Source organism: Kitasatospora sp. NPDC086009, assembly GCF_044540385.1.
Classification (GTDB): Bacteria; Actinomycetota; Actinomycetes; order Streptomycetales; family Streptomycetaceae; genus Kitasatospora.
The window spans coordinates 600,271-616,530 of sequence record NZ_JBITSA010000001.1 but is presented as its reverse complement, the minus strand read 5'-3'; the positions used below and the strand labels follow the sequence as shown (position 1 = coordinate 616,530).

18 protein-coding genes are annotated in these 16,260 nt (G+C 74.9%); 12 read left to right on the top strand and 6 right to left on the bottom strand.

Annotated features, from left to right (window positions below; all coding sequences use genetic code 11):
* Nucleotides 1–196: 196 nt before the first annotated feature.
* Together ACIF6L_RS02875 and ACIF6L_RS02870 are read right to left on the bottom strand one after the other, a co-directional pair.
* Nucleotides 197–1,324 (bottom strand): ArsA family ATPase, encoded by a 1,128-nt coding sequence (locus tag ACIF6L_RS02875; protein WP_329492159.1) that lies wholly within the window; start codon nt 1,322–1,324, stop codon nt 197–199.
* Nucleotides 1,325–1,479: 155 nt separating this feature from the next.
* Nucleotides 1,480–2,562, bottom strand: a complete 1,083-nt coding sequence (locus tag ACIF6L_RS02870) for an ArsA-related P-loop ATPase (protein WP_396485948.1) — start codon at nt 2,560–2,562, stop codon at nt 1,480–1,482.
* A 209-nt stretch (nt 2,563–2,771) separates the two neighbouring features.
* Here ACIF6L_RS02870 and ACIF6L_RS02865 point away from each other — a divergent pair, with 209 nt between their 5' ends.
* The 5 genes from ACIF6L_RS02865 to ACIF6L_RS02845 all read left to right on the top strand — a co-directional run bounded on the left by ACIF6L_RS02865 (nt 2,772) and on the right by ACIF6L_RS02845 (nt 5,452).
* Nucleotides 2,772–2,930 carry a DUF4177 domain-containing protein gene (locus ACIF6L_RS02865; RefSeq protein WP_094743074.1) on the top strand — a complete coding sequence of 53 codons (159 nt, stop codon included), beginning with the start codon at nt 2,772–2,774 and terminating at the stop codon, nt 2,928–2,930.
* Nucleotides 2,927–3,391 (top strand): RidA family protein, encoded by a 465-nt coding sequence (locus ACIF6L_RS02860; protein ID WP_329488529.1) that lies wholly within the window; start codon nt 2,927–2,929, stop codon nt 3,389–3,391. Before ACIF6L_RS02865 ends, ACIF6L_RS02860 begins: the two co-directional genes overlap by 4 nt.
* A 63-nt stretch (nt 3,392–3,454) precedes the next feature.
* Nucleotides 3,455–4,321: an NUDIX hydrolase gene (locus tag ACIF6L_RS02855; RefSeq protein ID WP_359804120.1), complete on the top strand. Its 867-nt coding sequence runs from the start codon at nt 3,455–3,457 to the stop codon at nt 4,319–4,321.
* Between the two features lie 118 nt (nt 4,322–4,439).
* Nucleotides 4,440–4,634, top strand: coding sequence for a hypothetical protein (locus tag ACIF6L_RS02850; protein WP_396485947.1), 195 nt, complete (start codon nt 4,440–4,442; stop codon nt 4,632–4,634).
* Nucleotides 4,631–5,452, top strand: coding sequence for an MBL fold metallo-hydrolase (locus ACIF6L_RS02845; RefSeq protein WP_329488526.1), 822 nt, complete (start codon nt 4,631–4,633; stop codon nt 5,450–5,452). Before ACIF6L_RS02850 ends, ACIF6L_RS02845 begins: the two co-directional genes overlap by 4 nt.
* A gap of 138 nt (nt 5,453–5,590) precedes the next feature.
* Here ACIF6L_RS02845 and ACIF6L_RS02840 read toward each other — a convergent pair whose 3' ends face one another.
* Nucleotides 5,591–6,265, bottom strand: coding sequence for a Crp/Fnr family transcriptional regulator (locus ACIF6L_RS02840; RefSeq protein WP_030392646.1), 675 nt, complete (start codon nt 6,263–6,265; stop codon nt 5,591–5,593).
* Nucleotides 6,266–6,736: 471 nt separating this feature from the next.
* Between ACIF6L_RS02840 and ACIF6L_RS02835 the strand changes: the two genes are divergently transcribed.
* The gene (locus ACIF6L_RS02835; protein WP_396485946.1) at nt 6,737–7,594 is read left to right on the top strand and encodes an isocitrate lyase/phosphoenolpyruvate mutase family protein; all 858 of its coding nucleotides are present in this window, start codon (nt 6,737–6,739) and stop codon (nt 7,592–7,594) included.
* Between the two features lie 58 nt (nt 7,595–7,652).
* Here the strand turns inward: ACIF6L_RS02835 and ACIF6L_RS02830 are convergent, their stop codons facing one another.
* Complete coding sequence (locus ACIF6L_RS02830; protein WP_359804123.1) at nt 7,653–8,318, bottom strand: TetR/AcrR family transcriptional regulator; 666 nt, start codon at nt 8,316–8,318, stop codon at nt 7,653–7,655.
* 89 nt (nt 8,319–8,407) lie between these two features.
* Here ACIF6L_RS02830 and ACIF6L_RS02825 point away from each other — a divergent pair, with 89 nt between their 5' ends.
* From ACIF6L_RS02825 to ACIF6L_RS02800, 6 genes are all read left to right on the top strand, one after another.
* On the top strand, nt 8,408–9,349 hold the full coding sequence (locus tag ACIF6L_RS02825; RefSeq protein WP_396485945.1) for a beta-ketoacyl-ACP synthase III: 942 nt from the start codon (nt 8,408–8,410) through the stop codon (nt 9,347–9,349).
* Nucleotides 9,350–9,425: 76 nt separating this feature from the next.
* Nucleotides 9,426–10,700, top strand: coding sequence for an MFS transporter (locus ACIF6L_RS02820; RefSeq protein ID WP_396485944.1), 1,275 nt, complete (start codon nt 9,426–9,428; stop codon nt 10,698–10,700).
* A gap of 123 nt (nt 10,701–10,823) precedes the next feature.
* A complete protein-coding gene (nth, locus tag ACIF6L_RS02815; RefSeq protein WP_329488520.1) occupies nt 10,824–11,696 on the top strand; it encodes an endonuclease III in 873 nt (290 codons plus the stop codon).
* Entirely contained in the window at nt 11,693–12,463 is a 771-nt protein-coding gene (locus ACIF6L_RS02810; protein WP_359804126.1) for a CoA pyrophosphatase, read from the top strand. The genes nth and ACIF6L_RS02810 overlap by 4 nt, the downstream gene beginning before the upstream one ends.
* 46 nt (nt 12,464–12,509) lie before the next feature.
* Nucleotides 12,510–13,694, top strand: a complete 1,185-nt coding sequence (locus ACIF6L_RS02805) for a MarP family serine protease (protein WP_329488518.1) — start codon at nt 12,510–12,512, stop codon at nt 13,692–13,694.
* A 259-nt stretch (nt 13,695–13,953) separates the two neighbouring features.
* Nucleotides 13,954–14,655 (top strand): metal-dependent hydrolase, encoded by a 702-nt coding sequence (locus ACIF6L_RS02800; protein ID WP_396485943.1) that lies wholly within the window; start codon nt 13,954–13,956, stop codon nt 14,653–14,655.
* Between the two features lie 136 nt (nt 14,656–14,791).
* On the opposite strand, the gene ACIF6L_RS02795 is transcribed toward ACIF6L_RS02800, so the two are convergent.
* Nucleotides 14,792–15,001: a hypothetical protein gene (locus ACIF6L_RS02795; RefSeq protein WP_329488515.1), complete on the bottom strand. Its 210-nt coding sequence runs from the start codon at nt 14,999–15,001 to the stop codon at nt 14,792–14,794.
* A 130-nt stretch (nt 15,002–15,131) separates the two neighbouring features.
* The gene (locus ACIF6L_RS02790) at nt 15,132–16,196 is read right to left on the bottom strand and encodes an alpha/beta fold hydrolase (protein ID WP_396485942.1); all 1,065 of its coding nucleotides are present in this window, start codon (nt 16,194–16,196) and stop codon (nt 15,132–15,134) included.
* Between the last annotated feature and the right edge of the window lie 64 nt (nt 16,197–16,260).

Genomic DNA, 16,260 nt, shown 5'->3' with positions numbered 1-16,260 from the left:
CCCACACGGTGCTGAGCGGCCCACACGGTGCTGAGCGGCCCGCACGGCCGGGTACGGCGCCGGCGCCCCACGGGGGCCGGCAGGTCACGGAGCCGACGGGCGCGACAGCCACCCGACGGCGGTTCACGAGCTGGACGGCAACGGTCCGGGAGCGACGCCACGGGGGAGCGGCGTCGCGGGGGCCGGTGTCGGAGCGCTACACGGCGCCGCTGAGGCGGTCGCCGATCGCGCGCAGCCCGTCCAGGTCGTGCACGTCCCCGGGCAGCGCGGCGACCTCGACGATCGGCACGTCCGGGTAGACCGAGACGAAGCGGTCACGGGTGCGGCGCTCCCGCGACATGATCTGCATCCGCTCGGCGTGCAGCCGCAGCAGTCCGGCCGCGAGCAGCTCCGCCTCGGGTGACGTGTGCTCCGAGCCGTTCTCCTCCAGGGCCTCGGCCGCCGCCAGCGCACGTTCGGCGGTGAGCTGCGGGGCGCCCGTGCGGTGCACCCGGTTGAGGACCAGCCCGGCCAGCGGCATCCGGTCGGCGGCCAGCCGGTCGACGAAGTAGGCCGCCTCGCGCAGCGCGTCCCGCTCCGGCGCGGCCACCACCAGGAACGCCGTCCCCGGCGCCTTGAGCAGCTGGTACGTCCGGTCGGCGCGCTCGCGGAAGCCGCCGAACATCGAGTCCATCGCACTGACGAAGGTCTGTACGTCGGTCAGCAGCTGGGCACCGAAGATCTTGCCCAGGGTGCCGGTGAGCAGGCCCATCCCGACGTTGAGGAACTTCATCGCGCTGCGTCCGCCGACCTTGGCCGGGGCGGTCAGGATCCGGATCACCTTGCCGTCGAGGAAGGACCCGAGCCGGTTCGGCGCGTCCAGGAAGTCCAGCGCGGAGCGGGACGGCGGGGTGTCGACGATGATGAGGTCCCACTCCTCGGCAGCGCGGAGCTGGCCGAGCTTCTCCATCGCCATGTACTCCTGCGTACCCGCGAAGCCGGCCGACAGGGACTGGTAGAACGGGTTCTCCATGATCGCCCGGGCCCGCTCGGGCTCGGCGTGGGCCAGCACGACCTCGTCGAAGGTCCGCTTCATGTCGAGCATCATGGCCTGGAGTTCGCCCTCGCCCGTGACGCCCTTGACGACGCGGGGGGTGTTGTCGAGCTCGGTCAGGCCCATCGACTGGGCCAGCCGGCGGGCCGGGTCGATGGTCAGTACGACGACCTTGCGGCCGCGCTCGGCCGCCCGCAGTCCGAGCGCCGCGGCGGTGGTGGTCTTGCCGACGCCGCCCGAGCCGCAGCAGACGATGATCCTGGTCCCCGGGTCGTCGATCAGCCGGTCCATGTCGAGGTGGCTGCCCCGCTCGGTGCCGGTGTCCTGCCCGCTGCCCGCGCCCTGCTTGTCACCCACGCCCTGCCCGTCCTGCCCACCGTTCCCGCTCGCACCGCCGCTCGCACCGCCGCTCGCACCGCCGTTCGCACCGCCGTTCGCACTCCCGCTCACGCCGCCCCCTGACGCTTCAGTTCGCCCGCCAGCCGGTACAGCCCGGCGAGGTCCACACCCTCGCCCAGCAGCGGGAGTTCGTAGCTCGGGAGCTTCAGCTGCTGCAGGTCGGCGCGCTGCTCGCGCTCCAGCTCCACCCGCTCGGCGTGCTCCCGGGCCTGTTCCAGCAGCGGGTCGAGCAGCGGGTCGACCGCCGCCCGGACGGTGTCCGGCTTGCGCGAGCGCCCGCCGAGGCCCGCCTCGCCGAGGGCCAGCGCGACCTCCTCGCGGTGGTCCCCGTCCACCGCGGCCACGGCCGCCGCGTCCAGCACCGGCGGCCGGACCATGTTCACCATCACCCCGCCGACCGGGAGGCCGGCCTCGCGCAGCTCGGTGAAGCCGTCCACGGTCTCCTGCACCGGCATCTCCTCCAGCAGGGTGACCAGGTGCACCGCGGTCTCCGGCGACTTCAGCACCCGCATCACGGCCTGTGCCTGGGTGTGGATCGGCCCGAACCGGGCCAGCCCCGCGACCTCGGAGTTCACGTTCAGGAAGCGGGTGAGCCGGCCGGTCGGCGGCGCGTCCATCACCACCGCGTCGTACGTGCGGCGCCCGTCCGGTGCCTTGCGTCGGGCCGCCTCGCAGGCCTTGCCGGTGAGCAGCACGTCCCGGACGCCGGGGGCGACGGTGGTGGCGAAGTCGACGAAGCCGACCTTCTGGAGCGCCTTCCCGGCCCGTCCGAGCTTGTAGAACATGTCGAGGTACTCCAGCAGCGCCTGCTCGGTGTCGATGGCCAGCGCGTACACCTCGCCGCTGACGGACCCGGCGCCGCCCCTGCCGGGCAGCCCCAGCTGGGCGCGCGTGACGGACGCGATCCGGCGTTCCTCGTACGGCAGTGCGGCGATCCCGAACAGTTCGGCGATCCCCTGCCGGCCCTCCACTTCGATCAGCAGCGTCCGCCGCCCCTCGGCCGCGAGGGCCAGCGCCAACGCCGCGGCGAGGCTGGTCTTCCCGGTGCCGCCCTTGCCGCTGACCACGTGCAGCCGGACGCCCTCCCAGTCGGGATCACGCCGGGCCGCCTGGCCGGGGGTGCGTGCCACGCTCCGTCTCCGTCCGTCTCCGAGGGCCGAGGGGCCGTTCCGAGGGCCGCCACCGCGCAGGTGCCCTCCCGCGAGGGTAACCAGGGACCGCGCCGGATGCCGGGAGCATCGGGGAGGCCGGGCCTGAATCATGCCCGGATTGTGGGCCACCTCACACGCCGGTCCGCAGGCCGCCCCGTTCGCCCCCGCCGCTCGTCTAGAGTCTGGCCATGACCAAGTGGGAATACATGACGGCGCCCCTGCTCGTGCACGCCACCAAGCAGATCCTGGACAACTTCGGCGAGGACGGCTGGGAGCTCGTCCAGGTCGTGCCCGGCCCGAACCCGGAGCAGCTGGTGGCCTACTTCAAGCGGGAGAAGAACGCATGAGCAAGGTCGAGGAGAAGCTCGCCGAGCTCGGTCTGACCCTGCCGCCGGTGGCCGCGCCGGTCGCCGCCTACGTGCCGGCCCTGCGCTCGGGCGAGTTCGTCTTCACCTCCGGCCAGCTGCCGATGGTGGGCGGCAAGCTGCCGACCACCGGCAAGGTCGGCGCCGAGGTCACCCCGGAGGAGGCCAAGGAGCTCGCGCAGATCTGCGCGCTCAACGCGCTGGCCGCGGTGAAGTCGGTGGTCGGTGACCTGGACCTGATCGAGCGGGTCGTGAAGGTGGTCGGCTTCGTCGCCTCCGCCGCCGACTTCACCGGCCAGCCCGGCGTCATCAACGGCGCCAGCGAGCTGCTCGGCCAGGTGCTCGGCGAGGCCGGTGTGCACGCCCGCAGCGCGGTCGGCGTCACCGTCCTGCCGCTGGACGCCCCGGTCGAGGTCGAGCTGCAGGTCCGGGTCAAGGCCTGAGACCGATCACGAGGGTGGGGTCGGCCCTGTCCAACCCCGCCCTCGTGCGCTTAGCATCCGGGCATGGACCAGCGAGCAACGACGCTCCCGATGCCGCCCGGCTGGCCTGCCCGGATCCGGGCGGTCGAGTCCGGCGAGGTGATCCCGCCGGAGCCCCGGCCCTCCGCCACCGTGGTGCTGCTGAGGGACACGGCGACCGGGCCGGAGGCCTATCTGCTGCGCAGGCGCAGCTCGATGGCGTTCGCGGCGGGCATGTACGCCTATCCGGGTGGCGGGGTGGACCCGCGCGACGCCGAGGCCGAGCTCGGCTGGGCCGGGCCCGGCCCGCAGGAGTGGGCCGAGCGGCTCGGTGTGGACGCCCGGACCGCGCAGGCGGTGGTCTGCGCCGCCGTCCGCGAGACCTTCGAGGAGGCCGGCGTCCTGCTGGCCGGCCCGGACGCCGACAGCACCGCCGAACCCCGGGACTGGAGCGCGGAGCGCGCCGCCCTGGAGGCCCACGAGCTCTCCTTCGCCGACTTCCTCCGGGAGCACGGCCTGCTGCTCCGCAGCGACCTGCTGGCCGGCTGGGCCCGCTGGGTCACCCCGGCGTTCGAGGAGCGCCGGTACGACACCTGGTTCTTCGTCGCGGCCCTGCCGCCCGGTCAGCGGGCCGCGCTGGAGGTCGGCGAGGCCGACCGGGTCGCCTGGCTCTCTCCGGCCGAGGCCGTCCGGGGCCACGAGGACGGCGTGTTCGGGATGCTGCCGCCCACCGTGACCGTGCTGCGGGAGCTGCTGCCGGTGCGCAGCGCCGCGCAGGCGCTGGAGGCCGCGGCGGGGCGTTCGCTGCACCCGATCCTCGGCACCGCCGAGGTCCGGGGGGATCGAATGACGGTTCGATGGTCGGGGTATGAAGAGCTGACCATCGATGGAGACTTTCCCGAAGACCGCTGACGACCCGGACTCGGGGCACCCGGGGCCCGGCCCCCGGATCCCCGGCCTCCCGACCCTCCGAGCCGATGAACCGATACATCCGATGAACCGACACCGCCCGAGGAAGGATCGACGCCCGATGACCCACAACGACGTGGCTCGCCGGACGGCGCGCGAGATGCCCGCCCGCAGCCTGACCCCCCGCCCGCTCGCCTGCGAGGGCGCGCTCGTCGACGACGGCATACCGGGGCTGCGCGCCCTCGTCCGGACACTGCCCGGACGCCTGCTCGACCGGACCTGCGAGGGCGGCCGACTCGGCGGGAGCGGCCGGTGAGCGGAATCCTCCCGGGTGACCCCGCCGCCGGCATCGGCGGCGAGGCCACCCCCCGGGCAGTCTGCGTGCTGGCGCCCAACCCGTCGCCGATGACGCTGGACGGCACCAACACCTGGCTGCTCTCCGAGCCCGGCTCGGACCTCGCGGTGGTCGTCGACCCGGGCCCGCTGCACGAGGGGCACCTGCGCCGGGTGATCGACACCGTCGAGCAGCAGGGCAAGCGCGTCGCGCTCACCCTGCTCACCCACGGCCACGCCGACCACTCCGAGGGCGCCGCGCGGTTCGCCGAGCTGACCGGTACCGACGTCCGCGCCCTGGACCCGGCGTACCGGCTCGGCTCCGAGGGCCTGACGCACGGCCAGCGGCTGGAGATCGGCGGCCTCGACCTGCGGGTGGTCGCCACCCCCGGGCACACCTCGGACTCGCTGACCTTCCACCTGCCGGCCGACGGCGCGGTCCTCACCGGCGACACCGTCCTCGGCCGGGGCACCACGATGGTGGCCCACCCCGACGGCAGGCTCGGCGACTACCTGGACTCGCTGCGCCACCTGCAGAACATGGCGACCGAGCACGGCGTGCGCACGGTGCTGCCCGGCCACGGGCCGGTGCTCGCGGACGCGCTCGGCGCCGTCGAGTACTACCTGGCGCACCGGGCCGGGCGGCTCGCCCAGGTGGAGACCGCGGTCGAGGCCGGCTGCCGGACGGCGGACGAGGTGGTGGCCCGGGTCTACGCGGACGTGGACCGCGCGCTCTGGCCCGCGGCCGAGCTGTCGGTCCGGGCCCAGCTTCAGTACCTGGAGGACCACGGGCTGATCTGACCGCCGGCCGGGCCGACCGCCCGGAGCCGCACCGGACACGCGCGAGGGCCCGTCCACCACATCGGTGGACGGGCCCTCGTCGTCGGTGGGACCGACGGCGCGCCGGGCGGGCCGGAGCGGAGGCTCCGGCCGGCCGGGTCAGCGCGAGCGGCGGGAGAGCCGCTCGACGTCCATCAGGACCACGGCGCGGGCCTCCAGCTTCAGCCAGCCGCGGCCGGCGAAGTCGGCGAGCGCCTTGTTGACCGTCTCGCGGGAGGCGCCGACCAGCTGGGCCAGCTCCTCCTGGGTGAGGTCGTGGGCGACGTGGATGCCCTCGTCGGACTGCACGCCGAAGCGGCGCGAGAGGTCCAGCAGGGCCTTGGCGACGCGCCCGGGCACGTCGGAGAAGACCAGGTCGGACATCACGTCGTTGGTCCGGCGCAGCCGGCGGGCGATGGCGCGCAGGAGTGCGATCGAGACCTCGGGGCGGGCGTGCAGCCAGGGCTGGAGGTCGCCGTGGCCGAGGCCCAGCAGCTTGACCTCGGTCAGCGCGCTCGCGGTGGCGGTGCGCGGGCCCGGGTCGAAGAGCGACAGTTCGCCGATCATCTCGCTGGGGCCGAGGACGGCGAGCATGTTCTCGCGGCCGTCCGGCGAGGCGCGGTGCAGCTTGACCTTGCCCTCGGCGACGACGTACAGCCGGTCGCCCGGGTCGCCCTCGTGGAACAGCGACTCACCGCGGGCGAGGGTCACCTCGGTCATGGAAGCGCGCAGCTCGCCGGCCTGTTCGTCGTCGAGTGCCGCGAAGAGTGCGGCGCGCCGCAGAACGTCGTCCACGTGCTTCCTCCTTCTCGGCCGCCCGGCGATCAAGCCGGTCGGCGCAAGTTCCGTACAGTGCTCTGCATCACCAAGCATGGCGCATGTCGCTCCGATCATATGAGGAGGGGGTGCGCCGAGGTGTGCTGCGCGGGGCCATTCGTACCGCCGGGGCGGCCTGCGGGCGGCTCGTGCGGGCGAGCGGAGCGGCGTGCCGGGCGGTGCCGGCGACGCGTGCGGCCGGTGTCCGGGTCCGGCGCGGTGTTCTCGCGGTGTTCGCAGGTCAGCCGGGACGCGCGCGGTCCGGTGCGCGGGGGCGCCCGGGACGGGGGCGCCGAGGTCCATGAGGGGATCGGGGCGGTCGCGGGCCGCCAGGATTCGGCTCCGGCTTAATCAGTGGAGCGCGGGCGGCCGGGGGCGCAGGATCCGGTCCTGACGAGTCCATGAGTCCACGAGTCCACGAGTCCACGGCCCGAAAGACGGTGACCCCGTATGTCCGCCTCCCAGTCCACCGGCACCCCCACCCCCGAGCTTCGCGAGCGGGCCCTGCGGCTGCGGGCGCTCGTGGCCGACGGGGTGCTCGTCCTGCCGAACGCCTGGGACGCCGGCAGCGCCGCCGTGATCGCCTCCGCCGGGGCCGCGGCGATCGCCACCACCAGCGGCGGCGTCTCCTGGTCGCTCGGTCGCGGCGACGGCCAGCAGCTCGGCCGGGCGGACATGGCCGAGGCCGCCCGCCGGATCGCCTCCGTCGTCGACCTGCCGGTCACGGTCGACGCCGAGGGCGGCTACGGGGCGGCCCCCGCCGAGGTGGCCGAAACGGTGCGGGCGCTGGTCGGGGCCGGCGCGGCCGGGATCAACCTGGAGGACTCGGCGGCGGCCGGCGGCCCGCTCTTCCCGGTGGCCGAGCAGGCCGCGCGGCTGGCCGCCGCCCGGGCGGCGGCCGCGGCGGCGGGCCTGCCCGAGCTGCTGGTCAACGCCCGGACGGACGTCTTCCTGTTCGGGATCGGCCCAGAGGAGGGCCGGCTGGACGAGGTGCTGGTTCGCGCGGCGGCGTACGCGCGGGCGGGTGCGGACGGCCTCTTCGTCCCCGGCCTGCTGGACCTCGACGTGCTGGCCCGGCTCTGCGCCGCGTCCCCGCTGCCGGTGAACGCGATGACGGGGCCGGGCGGGCCGACGGTCGCCGAGCTCGCCGCCACCGGCGTCCGGCGGATCAGCGTCGGCACCGGGCTGGCCGAGGCCGCGTACAGCGCCGCCCACCGCGCCGCCACCGAACTGCTCGGCCCGGGCGCCGTGACCGGGGCGCCCGGCGCGCTGGGCTACGGGGAGCTGGACGCGCTGTACCGGCGCTGACCGGCAGGAGCTCACCGGCACGCACAGGGGAGGTGCCGGTGGCCCGGGCCGGGCGGCCTCAGTGGTCGTCCGGCTCCGGGAGCGGGGCCAGCTCGGGCGGCCCGTCGACCGCGGCGGGCAGCCCGAGCAGGCGCCGCATCGCCCGCCGGGTGCGGGCGGCCGCGGCCGCGTCCCGGTAGAGCCGGCGGGCGTGGTTGAGCGCCAGGACCTGCCCGGTCAGTTCGAAGACCACCTGCTCGGCGTCCGGCTCGGCGGGCAGCTGACCGGCGGCGATCGCCAGCTCGGTCTGCCGGCGCAGCTCGCGCTGCCAGACGGCGTTCCGGGCGGCCACCGCCGACCGGACCGGCCCGCGCTCCCGGTCGTCGAACTCGGAGGTCACGGCGGTGAAGAAGCACCCGCCGGGCAGCAGGTCGCGCTCCAGGTAGGAGACCCAGGCCTCGCACTGGACGAGCAGCCGCGGCAGCCCGGGCTCCGCGCCGGCGGCCGCCGCGCGCTGCACCACCTCGCGGACGAACAGGGCGACGGCCTCGTCGACCACGGCGAGCTGCAGGGTCTCCTTGGTGCCGAAGTGGCCGAGGACGCCGGACTTGCTCATCGACAGGTCGGTGGCGAGCCGGCCGATGGTCAGCCCCTCCAGGCCCTCGACCGAGGCGAGGTCCAGCCCCCGGCGCAGGATCGCGGTGCGGGTCCGGCGGGCGTCGGCGACGGATCTTCTCGGGCTCACCGGGCCAGTGTAGCCAGCCCCGGGCCTTTAGAGTCCGACCGTTCGGACGCTATAGTCCCGGCGTGACACCCCCTCACGGAGGAGCAGACATGTCGGGATCCCGGATCGCGGCCCTGGGCCACCACCAGCCCGCCCGAGTCCTCACCAACGACGACCTCGCCCGGCTGGTCGACACCAGCGACGCATGGATCCGGCAGCGCACCGGCATCGTCACCCGGCGCATCGCCGACACGGAGTCCGTCACCGACCTCGCCGCCGCCGCCGCCGGCAAGGCCCTCGCCTCGGCGGGCCTGGCGCCGGAGGAGATCGACATGGTGGTGGTCGCCACCTGCTCGGCCAGGGACCGCTGCCCGAGCATCGCCACCCAGGTCGCCGGCCGGCTGGGCATCCCCTCGGCCGTCGGCTTCGACGTCAACAACGGCTGCGCGGGCTTCTGCACCGCGCTGGCCACCGCCGACCACGCCGTCCGGGCCGGGGCCGCCCGGCACGCACTGGTGATCGGCGCCGAGCGGATGAGCGACGTCACCGACTGGACGGACCGCTCCAGCTGCGTCCTGCTCGGCGACGGCGCCGGTGCGGCGGTCCTCAGCCACGATCCGACCGGTCGGGGCGTCGGGCCGGTGGTCTGGGGCTCCGACCCGACCCGGGGCCACGCCGTCCGGCTGGACGACGGCTGGCAGCCGAAGTTCCGTCAGGAGGGCCAGACCGTCTACCGCTGGGCCACCACCGCGCTGGCCCCGATCGCCGAGGAGGCCTGCCGGCGGGCCGGGATCACCCCCGCGGACCTCGGCGCGGTGGTCACCCACCAGGCCAACCTGCGCATCATCGAGGCGGTGGTGGACCGGCTCGGCGTGCCCGGCGCGGTGGTCGCCCGCGACGTCGTCGAGTCCGGCAACACCTCGGCCGCCTCCGTCCCGCTCGCGCTGTCCAAGCTGGTCGAGCGCGGCGAGGTGCCCGCGGGCACCCCCACCCTGCTGCTCGGTTTCGGCGGCGGCCTCTCCTGGGCCGGCCAGGTCGTCGGCTGCCCCTGACCGCGATGGTGGCGGCCGTCCGGAGCGGCCGATACGGATCTTACGAACGGGCCGGTTCGGGCCTACGGTCCGTCATATGACCTCGACGGCACCCTCCCGGACCGCGCCCGGCACCCGCCCCCGGCTGGTCACCCGGCCGCTGCTGCTGCGCTTCGTGTCGATCCTCGGCGCTTCGACCGGGTTCAACCTGCTGCTCTCCGTCGTCCCGCTCTACGCCGAGGAGTCCACCGGGGGCGGCAACGCGGCCGGCCTCGCGACCGGCGCGCTGATGCTGACGACAGTCCTGGGCGAACTGGCCACACCCCGGCTGGTGGTCCGCTTCGGCTACCGCTCGGTGCTGGCGGTCGGCCTGTTGCTGCTCGGGGCGCCCGCGCTGGTGCTGACCGCCGTCGACGGCGGCCTCGTCTGGATCACGGCGGTCTGCCTGGTGCGCGGGCTGGGCTTCGCCTTCACCATCGTCGCCGGCGGCGCGCTGACGGCGGCCCTGATCCCGGCCGAGCGGCGCGGTGAGGGGCTGGCGCTGGTCGGCGTGGTCTCCGGCGTGCCCTCGCTGCTGGGCCTGCCGCTGGGCATCTGGCTGGCGGCCCACGTGGGCTACACCCCGGTGGCCGTGACCGCCGGCGCCGTGGCGCTGGCCGCGATCGCCGCCGTCCCCGGGCTGCCGGACCGCGAACCGTCCGCCGAGCCGGCGGTGGGGGTGGTGGCCGGCTTCCGGTCGGCCGGGCTTCGCCGCCCGACCGTGGTCTTCGGCGCCACCGCGCTGGCCGCCGGGATCATCGTGACCTTCCTGCCGCTGGCCGTCCCGGCCGGGTCCGCGGGCCTCGCCGCGGCGGCCCTGTTCGTCCAGCCGGCCTCGGCGACGGCGGCCCGCTGGGCGGCGGGCCGGTACGGCGACCGGCACGGGCCGGAGCGGCTCGTGCTGCCCGCGCTGCTGCTCTGCGCCGCGGGCACCCTGCTGATCGCGCTGACCGGCAGCGCGGTCGCCGTGGTGGCCGGCGCGGCGGTGTTCGGCATCGGCTTCGGCGCGGCCCAGAACGCCACCCTGACCATGATGTACGCGAGGGTCTCCAAGGCCGGCTTCGGCGCCGTCACCGCGTTGTGGAACGTCGCCTTCGACGCGGGGATGGGCGTCGGCGCGGTGGCCTTCGGCGTCCTCGCCGGTCCGCTGGGCTACCCGTCCGCCTTCGCCGTGACGGCCGTGGTGATGCTCGGCGCCCTCGCCCCCGCCCGCCGCGACCGCCGCGCCGCACCGGCCGTGGCGGCCGCACCGGCGGGGCCCGCGGTGCCTCCCGCGCCCACGGCGTCGCCGGCGCCGCGCACGCCGGCGGACCAGCCCTGCGGGCCGTCCTGACCGGGCGCCGCGCAGGAGGCGTCCGAACCGTCCGCGGCCCCGCGTCGATGGCTGATCGTCCGCGGCCCCGCGCCGATGGCTGATCGCCCGCGGGGTCAGGGCTGTTCGGCGTAGCCTTCCTGCATGGCAGAGAGCAAGGTCCGGAAGGCCGCAGCCAAGCCGGCGGTGAAGGTGGCTGTGAAGCCGAGGAAGCCGGAGTCGCAGCTGGCGATGGTGCGGCGGGCCCGGAGGATCAACCGGGAACTGGCGGAGCTGTACCCCTACGCGCACCCCGAGCTGGACTTCGACAACCCGTTCGAGCTGCTGGTGGCCACCGTGCTGTCGGCGCAGACGACGGACCTGCGGGTGAACCAGACGACGCCCGCGCTGTTCGCGAAGTACCCGACGCCGGAGGACATGGCGGCGGCGGTGCCGGAGGAGCTGGAGGAGGTCATCCGGCCGACCGGGTTCTTCCGCAACAAGGCGAAGTCGCTGATCGGGCTCTCGATCGCGCTGCGGGACGAGTTCGGCGGCGAGGTCCCGGGCCGGCTGGCCGACCTGGTCACCCTCCCCGGGGTGGGGCGCAAGACGGCGAACGTGGTGCTCGGCAACGCGTTCGGCGTGCCCGGGATCACCGTGGACACCCACTTCGGGCGGCTGGCCCGGCGGTTCGGGTGGACGGCGGAGGAGGACCCGGTCAAGGTCGAGGCAGCCGTCGCGGAGATCTTCCCGAAGTCGGAGTGGACGATGCTCTCGCACCGGGTGGTCTTCCACGGGCGGCGGATCTGCCACTCCCAGAAGCCGGCCTGCGGGGCCTGCCCGATCGCGCCGCTCTGCCCCTCCTACGGGGAGGGCGAGACGGATCCGGAGAAGGCGAAGAAGCTACTCAAGTACGAGATGGGCGGCCACCCCGGCCAGCGGCTGAGGCCGCCCGCGGACTACCCGGGCGAGGCGGCGGCGCGGGCCGACGCCGTCGCCCACCAGGGCAAGGTCGCGGACCTGGCGGTGGCCGAGTGACGGCGCACGGCCACGACCGGGGGCCCGGGCAGGCCCTGCCGGGACGGATCGAGCGGGACGGCCTGCCGTCCTGGCTGGAGCCGGTCCGGGACGCCGCCGAGCGGGTCCTGCCCGAGCAGCTGAGCCGCTTCCTGCCGCCCGCCGAGGGCGGTCGCGCCGCGGCCGTCCTGATGCTCTTCGGCGAGGGCGGGACCGGCCCCGACGTGCTGCTGATCGAACGGGCCCGGTCGCTGCGCTCGCACGCCGGGCAGCCCTCCTTCCCCGGGGGCGCGCTGGACCCGGAGGACGGCGACCCCGAGGGCTCCGGCCCGGTCGCGGCGGCGCTGCGGGAGGCCTGGGAGGAGACCGGCCTGGACCCGTCCGGGGTGCAGGTCTTCGCCGCCCTGCCCGCCCTCTACATCCCGGTCAGCCGCTTCGTGGTCACCCCCGTGCTCGGCTGGTGGCGCGAGGAGTCACCGGTCCGTCCGGTGGACGCGGGCGAGACCGGCGCGGTGTTCCGGGTGCCGATCGCCGAGCTGACCGACCCGGCCAACCGGGTCCGGCTGCGCCACCCGTCCGGACACCTGGGGCCGGCCTTCGCGGTCGGCGGCCGACTGGTCTGGGGCTTCACCGCCGGGGTGATCGACCGGGTGCTGCACCACAGCGGCCTGGAGCTGCCCTGGGACCAGACCCGGATCGTCGACCTCTCGGACGAGGCGCTGGCGCTGGTGCAGGGTGACCGCGACCGCTCCCGTGCGCTGCTGAGCGGCGACGCCAGGACCACGTGAACGCCCGACTGTGTGGCCCCGGCGCCCGCCGTGGGAGGGTGTCGGAGTGAACGTCCTGGATCTGCTGCTGATCGCCGCCGCCGTGGGATTCGCCGTGTCGGGCTACCGGCAGGGCTTCGTGGTCGGCGTGATGTCGGTCCTCGGCTTCCTCGGCGGCGGCCTGATCGCCGTCCAGCTGCTCCCGCTGCTGCTCGACCACCTCAGCCCCGGCACCACCGCCTCGGTGGTGGCCGTCGTGGTGGTCATCGTGCTCGCGGCGGTCGGCCAGGCGGTCACCACCCACTTCGGCTGGAAGCTGCGCGGCCACATCGACCGCCGGCCGGCGAAGGCGCTGGACGCCGCCGGCGGTGCGGTGGTCAACGTGATCTCGATGCTGCTGGTGGCCTGGCTGATCGGCTCGGCGCTCGCCGGCACCTCCCTGCCCACGGTCTCCAAGCAGGTCCGCACCTCGGCGATCCTCGGCGGCGTCCAGGACACGCTGCCCTCGGACGCGCCGAACTGGTTCTCCGACTTCTCCAAGGTGCTCGCCCGCAACGGCTTCCCGCAGGTCTTCAACCCCTTCGAGCACGAGCCGATCACCCAGGTCGACACCCCCGATCCGGCGCTGGCCGCCAGCCCAGCCGTGGCCAAGGCCAAGCAGAGTCTGGTCAAGGTGGTCGGCACCGCCACCGCCTGCAGCAAGACCCTGGAGGGCAGCGGCTTCGTGTTCGCGCCGCACCGGGTGATGACCAACGCCCACGTGGTCGGCGGGGTCGACGAGCCCACCGTGCAGATCGGCGGCGTCGGCCAGCTCTACGACGCCACCGTCGTCCGCTACGACTGGCAGCGCGACATCGCGATCCTGGACGTGCCGAAGCTGAACGCTCCCGCGCTCTCCTTCGCGGGCGAGGCGAAGACCAACGACAACGCGATCGTGGCCGGCTTCCCCGAGAACGGCGCCTTCAACGTCCAGCCGGCCCGTATCCGCGGCCGGATCCAGGCCAACGGCCCGGACATCTACCACCGCGGCCAGGTCGTCCGCGACGTCTACTCGGTGCGCTCGCTGGTCCGCCAGGGCAACAGCGGCGGCCCGCTGCTCACCCCGGACGGCCAGGTCTTCGGCGTGGTCTTCGCCAAGTCGCTGGACAGCGCGGACACCGGGTACGTGCTGACCGCGGCCGAGGTGCGCGAGGACGCCGAGAAGGGCAGCACCGCGGCGACCCGGGTGGACACCCAGGGCTGCGCGCTCTGACGCGGCCGGCCGTCGCCCTCGTGTCGGCCGGTCAGGACCTGCCCGCTCCGATCCGGCCGCTCCGACCTGGCCGCGCGGACTCGGCTGGCCCGCCCCGCCCGACTTGGTCGACCCGCCCGACCCGACCTGGCTGTGGGCCACCGGTGTGTCCGATGTCCGCCGCGTCGTCGGCCCCGGCTGGTAGCGTCGGCCGCGCTCACCCGTTCGGCTCAACCGGGTGCCGTCCCGGGGTGGGCCGAGCGGAGGTCGGCGGCGTCCGATGATGGGTCACTCGCACGCGGTCAGCGGGGCGATGCTGTACGCGGCCTCGGCACCGTTCCTGCCGCCGCTGCTGCTCGACACCACCCTGCAGCCGGCGGACATCCTGATGGGCACGGTGCTCTGCGCCGGCGCCGCCCTGCTCCCGGACCTCGACCACCACGACGGGACGATCGCCAACTTCCTCGGCCCGGTCTCCCGGCTGCTCTGCCGCCTCGTGGCCTGGATCTCCGGCGGACACCGGCACGCCACCCACTCGCTGCTGTTCGTCGCGCTGATGGGGGGCGGCACCTGGGCCGGCGTCACCTACCTGGGCCGGAACTTCACCCTGGGCATGACGTTCTTCCTCCTGGCGCTCGCGATCCGCGCCCTGCGGCTGCACCCGCCGGGCGACGGCCCGACGGCGTGGATCACCATCATCGGCCTCGCCGCGCTGGGCACCGCCGGGATGAACAGCTGGATGCCGAACGCCCCCGGCTGGCTGCCGTACGCGGTGGCGCTGGGCGCGCTGGCGCACCTGCTGGGCGACTGCCTGACGAAGAAGGGCGCGCCGCTGCTCTGGCCGCACAAGGAGCGCTACGAGGTGGTGCTGATCAAGCGCAGCGGCAACAGCGTCGAGACGAAGGTGCTGGTGCCGATCATGTCGGTGGCGACCTTCGTGCTGCTCTGGTTCACCGCGGTGTCACCGACGTGGGTGAACTGACCCGGGTGGGCCGACCGCCGGTCCGGTCCGGTCGCTGAACCGGACCGGCCGCGGGGTCGCCGGTCGCTCGGACTGTCGGGTCGGGTCGGGCCGCGTCCGGCCCCGGTTCTCGTTCGCGCCGCCCCGGCGCGGAGGCTCAGCTCTCGCGCCGTAGCCGCGCGCCCACCCAGCGGGCGCGGCGGCCGAGGATGCGCGGGATGCCGAGCTGCCGCTGCGCCGTGCTCCGGCGGCGGTCGGTGCCGTCGTGACCCAGGTCGTCCGCCCAGTCGGGGCGGTGGCCGGACCTCTGCGAGCTGTTGTGGCGTCGGCTGCGCGGAGCGCTGCCGTGATCGGGCATCCAGGTCATACCGGAATGGATGCCCCTGGGTCGGCCGGGATAACCGCCCGGGGTGTCGTCAACATGGCCTATGCGTTTGTCATATGAGCGCAATATGAAGGGAGTTGGGCTCCGCTTCTGTGTCCGGATGCGGAGGCTCTCAGTCCTTGTGGCGGCCGATCCAGTCCAGCAGCTCGGCGGTGAACTGCTCCGGCGCCTCCTCGTGCGGGAAGTGCCCGATCCCGGGCAGCAGCCGCCACCGGTACGGAGCGGCCACGTACTCGCCGCCGCCCAGCGCGGTGTGCGACAGCAGCACCGGGTCGGCGGCGCCCTGGACGTGCAGGGTGGGCGCGGTGATCGGCTTCTTCATCCGGCGGGCGAACTGGATGCCGTCCGGGCGGGCCATCGACCGCAGCAGCCAGCGGTACGGCTCGATCGAGCAGTGCGCGGTGCTGGGGATCTGGATCGCCTGCCGGTACGCGGCCACCGCCGTCCGGTCCAGCTGGTTCGGTCCCGTCCAGGCGTCCAGGTAGCGGCCCACCAGCGCGGCGTCGTCGGCGACCAGGCGGCGTTCCGGTATCCACGGCCGCTGGAAGCCCAGCACGTGCTCGAAGGCGGCCATCTGGCGGCGGTCCGTCAGCAGCGCCCGGCGGAGGTCCCGGGGGTGCGCGGCCGAGACCACGGTGAGGCTCTGGATCACCGACGGCCGCATCACCGCCGCCACCCAGGACAGCGTGCCGCCGGAGGCGTGGCCCACCAGGTGCGCCCGGCGCTCGCCGAGCGAGCGGATCACGCCGGTGATGTCCAGCGCGAGGTTGCCCGGGTCGTAGCCGCGGGGGGTGCGGTCGCTGCCGCCGATGCCCCGCAGGTCCAGCGCGACGGCCCGGTAGCCGGCCTCGGCGAGCGCGGTCAGCTGGTGGCGCCAGGCCCACCAGTACTCGGGCCAGCCGTGCACCAGCAGGACCAGCGGGCCCTCGCCCAGCTCGGCGATGTGGAACCGGGCGCCGTTGGCCGCCAGGTCGCGGTGCTTCCACGGACCCGCCTGCCGGACGTCCCAGGGCGCCGCTGGCACGGCCCCGGTGGGGCCGTCCTCGCCCGCCCCTGGCGCCTCGACCGCCTCCTCGGCGGCCTCCTGACCGTGGTCGACGCCGTCCTGACCGGGCGTGCGGTCGGGTCCGGAGCTGGCGGACGGCTGCGCGGGCACGGGCTTCTGGTCGAGCGGCATACCGAGAGCGTGTCACATCGGCGCGCCGGGTACGTGGTCGGCACTCGCTCCCGGGGCGTCCCGA